This window comes from Candidatus Polarisedimenticolia bacterium (genome assembly GCA_036001465.1).
GTDB lineage: Bacteria > Acidobacteriota > Polarisedimenticolia > Gp22-AA2 > Gp22-AA2 > Gp22-AA3.
The window spans coordinates 1-9,420 of sequence record DASYUH010000069.1 but is presented as its reverse complement, the minus strand read 5'-3'; the positions used below and the strand labels follow the sequence as shown (position 1 = coordinate 9,420).

The window sequence follows — 9,420 nt, the reverse complement described above, 5'->3', positions numbered from 1 at the left end:
CCGCGCTCCCCAGCCCCGCCGCCCTCGGCTGCGCGGCCCCCGGGCTGTGCAGCGTGGGAGCCTGCGAGGTCGGCGGAGGGGCCTGCCTCGAGTCGGGCGGTGCGTGCGGTGAGTGCCTGCGCGTCGCCTGCAACACGGCGGTGCAGACGGCGGGCGCACAGCCGGCCTGCCCGGGCGGCGGCACGTGTCTGGACGCCGACGCGATCTCCGCGGCGGACTGCCCGCCGCGCGGCGATCCGCGCAAGGTGGTCAGGCAGGTGGAGGTCTCGGGACTCTGCCCGTAGAGAACGCGCCCGACGGCTGGGCTCCGCCGCATGCGGTCGCCGGAACCTGTCGCCGGAATCGGGTTGACAGGCCCTCATAACCGTCGTATTTTCAAGCACTCGCCGCCGCTGCTTCACATCTGAGGAGGACACCGTGAGACACCCTGCCGACGGGTCCCCCCGACACGCATACCTGCGCGCAATCGCTCTCGTCGTTCCCATTGGCGCATTGGCCGTCGTGGGGATGTCCCTCCTCGCGGCCCCCTCCGACGTGGACGAGGAGGAGGCCTTCATCGCCAAGCTGATGGAGATGGACGCGAAGAAGATGGCCGGCGTCCAGCTGCCCCCCGCAACGCTCCGGCCCGCCGGATTCGCGGTCTTCGGGGAGGACTTCAAGACCCCCCGGCGTGTACATGGCGATCCCGGGGGACTGCTGCGCACCAACATCGCGGACATCGACCTGAAGGACACCGAGGCTGCGCTCCGCGGCCTGCCGGCCGATCTCAGGTTCGCGGATAACGAGGTCACCCGCCTCGGCGCCAGGGGTCATCTGGCCCAGGGACTCAATTACCTCATGCTGCGCCCCGAGGCGATCGCGGCGAAAGGACTGGACGCGGTCCTCGACGGCATCCGGGGGGACGTCGAGTCGATCGTCGACTATCGAGCGAACTCGACGCTCCTCGCCTACGTCGAGGCGGCGCAGATCGGAAGGGTGCGGCAGAACCCGGACGTGGCGTTCTTCTACGCCATGCAGCCGGCGGACAAGATCGACCTGCAGGCCGGCAGGCGTCCCCTGATCAATCGAGAGAGAGCGCTCGACCCGACCTTCCTTCTAGAAGTGGCGATGGTGAGCGGCAGCGGCGCTGCCGCGAAGGACCGTCTCGCGAAGATCCCCGGCGTCGTCGACGTCGTCGACTACGGTCTGGATGGCTCCTCCTACCTGGTCCGGGCGGACCACAAGGCGCTCGGAAGGATTGCCCGCATTCCGGAGGTCTTGCACGTCCAGGAGTCGCTGGAGCTGATGCAGCTGAACTCCAGGGTCCCGGTGATGGTCCAGGCCGGTTCGGCAGAGGACCCCCACTTCATCCGGCCGTTCGATGACGCGGGAGTGGACGGCGGCGGCCTCGACACGAACGGCGACGGGCAGAGGGTGAACGACGGGACGGACATGGTGCCGCCGCAGCTCGTGGGCGTCATCGACAACGGCATCTCGGCCGACACGCCCAGCTTCTCGCAGACCGCCACGCAGGTTTTCGACCTGACGCACGCCTTCCCGTCGACGAACCACCGCAAGATCCACTCGATCATCGCGGTGCGCGACAACGGCGACGACTGCGACGGGGTGATCGACGGCGCCGGCAGCCATGGCAACATCGTGGCGAGCGCGATTGCCGCCTGGCCGAGCGGAGTCGGCGTCTTCGCGACCCGGTCCGGCATCGGAGGGGGCGGCCAGCCTCGCAACGCCAACCTCGACGGCGTCGCCAAGGGGGCCCGCATCATCGTGAGCGACGTGGCGAATCGGACCCTCTGCACCATCAACTCCCTGATCGAGAAGGGGGGGAACGTCGACCCCGGTCCTCTCAGCGCCCGCCTGGAAGAGCTGATCTGCCCGCGCAGCGGCGGCACGGGCCTCTGCGCCGGCATCGTGGGCGGCGGTATAGAAGCGCACCTGGCGGTCATGCCGTTCGGCGCCCCGGACAACTTCTCGACGGTTCAGTTCCTGGCGAGCAACGGGACCTATCCGCAGCAGGCGGCGGACATCGACAAGTTCCTGTACAACAACCGCGACTTCATGGTGTTCGCCCCGGTCGGCAACAACGGCGGTCTGGCCGGCACGAACCGAGTGGGCCTGATGCTGGTCGTCATCCCCGACCTGTTCAACGGGACCAAGGCCGACGACGACCCGAACTTCCCGCGGCCGATCCAGACGCAGCCCCCTTCGACCGCGAAGAACCTGGTCTCCGTCGGCGGCACCCGGGCCGACGCCGTGACGGTGTTCGGCACGAACGACCAGGAGAACAACACGGTCGGCTTCGAATCGCGCGGCCCGGCGACGCCGGAATCGCTGCGCATGGCCCCCCTCGTCACGGCCCCCGCGACCGATCTGGTGCCGAGCTTCGAGACGGCCTCCATCTCCGCGTTCCGCAGCCGTGACAACAACAACGTGGACCCGGTGGACGCCCAGATCGACGAAGGGAACTTCGGGACATCGTACGCGGCGGCCTACGTCACGGGGGCCGGGGCGATCATCCGCGACTACTTCGCGCAGGGCTTCTACCCGACCGGCGACCGGCAGGCGGCCAACCGCGTTCCGAACGTCTCGGGCGCCCTGGTGAAGGCCGCCATGGTGGCCTCGGCCAAGTTCGGCACACTGATTGGAACGCAGGGGCAGGACGTCAACGAGCGCAACCTCCGCCGCACCCGCGGCATGAACGTCGGCTCGCCGGGTGGAGTGTTCGTCGGCGTCATGGGGAACAGCGAGCAGGGGTACGGCCGGGCGGTCATGAGCCACGTCCTGCCTTTGGCCAACTGGTCGAAGAACTTCGTGACCGGCCCGAACGGCGGCGGGAACGCCGCGTCCACCCCCGAGCATCCGGCCCGGGGTCTTCTGATATGGGACGACATCGCCACCGGCGAGCCGGCGATCGACAACGTGAATACCTCGAAGACCCACACCTTCCGCGTGGGCAGTCCGCGGACAGTGGTCGGAGCGGGCCCGGTGACGTCGTCGCGACTGGCGATCCTGAGGAGCGAGCTGGTCATCGGACTGGCCTGGACCGACATCCCGTCGGCGCCGGGGAGCGGCGGGCCGCTGGTGAACGACCTCGACCTGGTCGTGACCTCGCCGGGTCCGGACAACTGTCTCGCCCCGGGCGATCTGCACCCGGACGGCGTCACCATCTGCCCGACCGGATCCGCTGCAGACAACCTGGCCTACGACGGCAACGTCTACAATGGCGGCCATAACGCCCCGTGGACCGACCAGTGGTCCCTGGCCCGCCCCGCTGCTGCCGCGGAAGTTCACGACAGGCGCAACCCGCAGGAGGGGTTCCATCTCAACTCCGATCCGAACGCGGACCGGAACTTCGCCGACTCGACCCTCTACCTGGGGAACTGGCAGGTGACGGTGAAGCGCGGAGCGGGGGGCTCGACCCCCGGCTCGATCACCATCGGCGGCCCGGACGAGGACTTGGATCCCGACGGCGCCGGCCCGCTCCTTCCGAACCGTCGCCTGGACGCAGGGGAGGACACGAACGCCAACGGGCTCCTGGACCTGGGGGGCCAGACGTACGCCCTCGTCGTGGCGGGGCCGGTGGTCCTGGCCGAGGCGGTGCCGGCGCGCGGCCCATCGTCGTTCCCGGCCAGCAGCATCTCGCTCGACAAGATCCGCTACGTCTGCTCCGACTCGGCCGTGGCGTCGATCTACGACACCACCGACGGCGCCGGAGCCGCACGCTCAACCGCCTCGACAACATTTTCCGTCAGGAACGCCGCCGGCGCGACGGTGGACTCGGAAGGGGGCATCTCCTTCACCACCGGAGCGACCACGGGGGTCACGAACTCTGCCGGCGTTCCGGTCCGTCTCGGATCCGCTCCCGTCCCGAACAACGGCATCCTGGAAGCGGACACCGGCATGTTCGTGTACGCCACGTACGCTCCCCCCGGGCAGGCGCCCGTGTCCGCCGGCGGCCAGGTGAACTGCTCGCCGAACTTCATCCCGGGCTTCTTCGCCATCCTGGGGAACCAGGCGATCGGCGATCAGAACCAGATCAGCAACGGCTGCGACAACGACGAATTCCTCGACGCGGGGGAGGTCGTGACGTACGGCGTGGCCCTCAGCAACCGCGGCCGCGGCCTGGTCGGCGGCGACGACTATGCGGACGTGATCGCCACTTTGACCCCCTCGGGGCCCGGCGCGCCCGCCATCCGGGTTCTCGATTCGCCCCGTAATATCGGGCGCATCCCGGCCGGCGCCACGAACGGCGTCTTCTTCCACGTCTTCGTGGACCCCGCGACGTCCAACGCTCTGACCTTTCCGAACCGCCAGGTCACGATGACCCTGACCCTCGACTCGCTCAGTACCGGCCAGCGCCTGGGCCGGCAGTCGTACGCCTTCCCGCACGTCATCAACGCCGACCGGGAGACCCGGCACTACTCGACCGACTTCCCAGCGGGGGGCCGTGAGCTGCGCGACCTGAACCGCAACCTGGTCATCGACCGGCCCGACGCGGTCGACCCGTTCAAACTGTTCGTGCTTCCGGACGAGGACGTGACCTTTTCGTCCATGTTCGTTCCCGGCACGACCATCGGCGGCACGCCGACGGTCACGAACATCCTCGGCGAGGACCTGAACAACAACGGCCTCCTGGACGCGTCCGAGGCGGACATCATCCCGAACGGCACGCTGGACCGCGGCATCCTGCTCGCGGCCTCCGGGCCGTCGAGCGGCGACGAGGTTCCCTGGAGATTCGACAGCACGGACGGCGGCTGGGTGCCGATCCGCCATCCGGGCAGCACTGCAAACGCCATCTCCGACAATCCGATGTGGGAGTACAAGACCTCCGGGCTGTGCGGTTTCCAGACGAGCCAGGGGGGCGTGTACGGCATGTGGCACACGGATGACGGGGTGGCGGATTCGCCGGGGGCGACAGCGTGCCACAACTTCGCGATCCCGAACAACTCCGCGACCGAGGCCCGCGCCGAGTTGGTGTTTGACATCCTGCATTCGCCGATCATCGCCAAGGTTCACCAGCAGAACGACGCGCGCGGGTTCGCCTACGGAGTCGAGTTCCAGCGTTTCGGGGTCAACCTGAACGACCAGGTGATCAACGCGGCCTACTCCGGCGGCGGAATCAACATCGACAACAACGTCGATGATGATACGGTCAACTGCTTCCTCTGCCAGGTGCTCGACACGTACTACACGCGCCGTGCAGGCGGCTGGTCGTACAACGTGATCTCCATCTCGGGCGGCGACCAGTACTTCTTGAATGGCGAGGGGATCGACCCTGCGAGCACCGATCCTCATCAGCGGACCTTCGGCCCGCTCGTCGATTCGAACGGCGGCACGCCGTTCGACGGGGGCGGCGAAAGTGGTTTCACCGGGTACACCCAGAACACGAACCCGGACAGCGCGTCGCCGATCCCGCAGGCGCCTCCTGACTACCTGAAGCTCCCGTTCCCCGGGGCGGCGGTCCCCGGCGTCTGCACGGGGGGCCCGACCCCGGGCGGTCCGTGCCAGGTGAATGCCGACTGCGGCTCCGGCGGCGGCTGCACGCTGGAGACGAACACCGTCGCCGGTCCGGTCCGCAACTTCGACTGGACGCTGGTCGGATACGAGGGTGGGTTCGCCTCCGAGAACGTCGCCGGGACGGCCGCTCCCGAGAACTCCTTCTTCTGGACCGGCCCCGGGAGGACCGGCGGCAACCGCTGGGAAATCGGCATCGGCTTCTATTCGATCGAGAGCACCGACCTCGCAGGCGATTATGGATTCGGCGTGGACGACGTCGTCTTCGAGTGGGACGAGTTCCATCCGCTGGACGAAAGCTCGTTCGTGCCGGCGCACACGCCGGCCTGCTACCGTTTCAATACGCCGGGGACCCCTGCCGGCGGCCAGTGCGCCAGCATCACCGCCGACCGCACCGACCTGTACGAATGCGACGAGGCGGTCGAGATCACTGTGGTCGATACCAAGCTGGCCCCGGGAATCGCGAGTGTTGAGGTCATGATCGTGACCGACAGCGAATCGATCCCGCTCACGACGGCTCGTTTCTCGGTCCTGACCCCGAACGCCAAGCGCTACGTGCTCCCGGCGGTGCCGGGGCAGGCCGGCCTGTTCCGCGGCAGCGTCCCCTTCTCGACTTCGACCAACAACCCGACCAACGTGTTCACCAATCCGGGGACGGACGGCCAGTTCATCGTCTACTACGTCGACCCGTCGTGCGACGGGGACCGCGACGGTCTGTCGGGAGAGAGCCTGTTCGACAATCTGGACGGCGACGGCGTGAACGCGCCGGCCGACAACTGCCCGTTCACCTTCAATCAGCTCCAGGAGGACGCGGACGGCGACGGCGTCGGCGACCCGTGCGACAACTGCGTCGCGATCGCCAACGTCACGCAGGTCGATTCGGATCAGGACGGAACCGGCGACGCGTGCGAGATGGACGATCTGGACGGCGACGGGGTGGCCAACCAGGCCGATAACTGCCCTGACGTCTACAACCTCCCAACGTTCTCCACCTACACATACGGCCAGCAGGGGCGCTGCATCTACACCCCCCCCGCCCCGATCACCCCCTGCCTGACGAGCGTGGAGTGCACCGGCGGGACCGGCGGCGTCTGCGACCTGACCCGGGGCTTCGCGTGCAGCAGCACCACTCTGGATACCGACCACGACGGCCTGGCGGACGGCAGCGACAACTGCGTCCTGGCGACGAATGCCGACCAGCAGGACTCGGACGGCGACGGCATCGGTGACGCCTGCGACGGCGACTGCGCCGATGCGGCCGTCATCGGGATCTGCAGCAACGATCCATCGATCGCCTGCAGCAGCGCCCCGGGCACAAGCGATCCGGCCTGCCCCGCGGGCGGCGTCTGCCAGAGCGCGGTGCGCCACGGCGTTTCGGAGTCCTGCTCGAACGCCAACGACGATGCCGACGTCGACGGTGTGAGGGATGTCCTGGACAACTGCCCCGGGATTCGAAATCCCCCCACGGTTCCCGGTCCGATCGTCCAGAGAGACAGCGACCGCGACGGCCTGGGGGACGCCTGCGATCCGGCCGGCTCGATGGACGACGATGACAACGGGATCCCGGACGACCTTGTGACGTTCCAGGGATCGATCCAGTGCTGGAGAGTGCCTCTGGCGCGTTACTCCTTCTTTGGGGCCGATTACCTGGACATCGACGGCGACCATGATATCTTCCCCGACACCGGCGAGACCGGACGGGTCACGGTGCGGATCCAGAACACCGGCCCGGCCCTGACGGACGCCCGGTTCTCCCTCGTGTCGAGCGACCCGGCCGTCGCCTGCATCCTCCAACCGACCCTGTCCCTTTCGACTTTCGCCGCGGGGGCGGTGGTGACGCTCGGCAGCCTCGATCCGCTCCAGCCCGGGTTCACCTTCAAGGCGAGCGACACCCTGCAGACGACTTCTGCATTGCAGCCCGCGACGATCGATCTCTGCCTGTCCGTGGTCGCCAACGAGAGCCTGGGGACGACAGCGCCGGTCTGCTTCACCCTGGTGGCCGACCTGGATTTTCCGGCGGGGCCTCAAGTCTTCGTCGCCGGGCCTGACGGTGTCGCCGGGACGACCGACGACGGGACGATCTTCGAGACCTTCGACGCCGACCGGGACGGTGACGGTCTCTTCACCGTGAACGACACCTTCCGGCGGACCGACGGCGGAACGGGGGTGATCGAGCACGGTGCCTATCTGCGCGGGAGCGCCGATGGCAGCGAGATGGGCACATTTGCCGGAATTGCGTGCGGCGGCTTCCGGACGCCGGCGCAGGGGAATGTAGGATGCATCCTGGACCCGGACTACCCGATGGACTGGCACCTGCACTGCCCGCCGGGCGCGACGAACTGTCCCAACGCCGAAAGCGGAGCCTGCGTCGGCGGCTGCTTCTACCAGACGCCGGCGAACGGCCAGAAGGCGCTCAGCGTGCCGAACTCCCTGCACATGGGGGCGCATTTTGACCTGACAGGCTTCGAGAAGGGGGACACGACGCATTTCAGGACGCTGCAGGCGTTCGTGTCGGCGCCGATCAACCTGGCGATGTTCCCTCGCCCGGGGGATCTCGAATTGTCGATGTTCCACATCGCCCGTCTCATGGCCCCACCCAATCTTGGACCCCCGTCGACCATGTGCCTGGACTGCGCCGACGTCCAGATTCAGATCGACACCGATCCCGATCCCGCGGTGGATGCCTGGGGGGCGTGGGACAAGCTCGTGCCGTTCCAGGGCAACTACGACTACCTCATGGGCGCCTGGAGCCAATACGCGCCGATCGGGCGCTACTGCCGCTTCACGCCCACCGACACCGGCTCAGAGCCGCCCGCGCCGCGCGGCGTCCACGAAACGATGTGCTACCCGCAGGGCGCCTGGGCCAACTGCGGCACCACGTACGGCACGACCCCCTCGACGACCGGCAAATTCAACGGCTGCGCAACCTCCGGCGTCGTGGATCCGTCCGGTGTGGGCGTCTGGGTCCAGACCAAGTTCAACTTGGCAGGCGTCCTGGGTCAGCGTATCCGCGTCCGCTGGATCGGCAGCACCTGGATGTTCGACGACACGGCCGAGTCGTACTACGAAATGGGACTCCCCTGGGCCACCACGGATTCCGATGACGGCTGGTGGCTCGACAATATCAAGTTCACCGGCGCTATCGAGGCCCAGCACTCGCTGTTGCCGGATCTGGCCCCGCCCCCGGGCACCACCTGCCTCGCCGAATGCAATCCCGCGCCGGAGGACCGCGGAACGACCGTCGTGGCCCAGGTGACCAACCTGGCCGGCGTACCGTTCGATGGGCTCTCGACCATCGCCGTGGCCGGCCAGCCGATCCGGGTGAGCGCGGCCGCGTCGACGCTGCCGGGCGGCTGCCCCCTGGGACTGCCGGAGTTCCAGTTCTTCCGGGACGGCGTGCTGGTGCAGGACTGGAGCGCGAAGTTCTTCTTCCTCGATGCGCCGGAGCGCCAGGTGTCCTACCGGGTCCTGATGCGCTGCAGCTCCGACCATGACTGCACGAGCCAGACCGGCGCCTCGTTCGATCTGCCGGTCTACTCGGGGGACGGAGCGGAGGTGACGCTCGGGGTGAAGGCGGTCGTGGGGCTCGTCGACGCCTCGCTCGGGCTTCTCTACGATCGGGCGGCGGGCGCGACGACACTCAACTGGTCCGGCCCGCTGCAAGCGGCTGACGTCTACCGCGGGGCGATCGGCGGCGGCCTCTCGCGGGGTCAGCTGATCGCGGGGGGCCGGACATTCTGGCAGCTCGCCGGCGCGGGCTGCCTCCTGTCCGACTCTTCGGGAACGGCGGCGCCCGGGGGAGGCTGGAACGGCACGAGCGGCCCGCTCGGCCAGGCCGGCGACCCGGACCCGGCCGCGGGCTTCGCCACGTTCTATCTGGTGGCGCCGCAACGCCCCGCGCTCCCCAGC

General features: G+C 68.4%; 2 protein-coding genes. Both read left to right on the top strand.

Annotated features, from left to right (window positions below; translation table 11 throughout):
• Window positions 1-284: hypothetical protein (locus VGV60_13650; GenBank protein ID HEV8702313.1), on the top strand; the 284-nt coding region annotated here is incomplete at its 5' end.
• A 133-nt stretch (window positions 285-417) separates the two neighbouring features.
• Window positions 418-9,420 (top strand): thrombospondin type 3 repeat-containing protein (locus VGV60_13645; GenBank protein ID HEV8702312.1); only part of this gene is annotated, 9,003 nt, incomplete at its 3' end.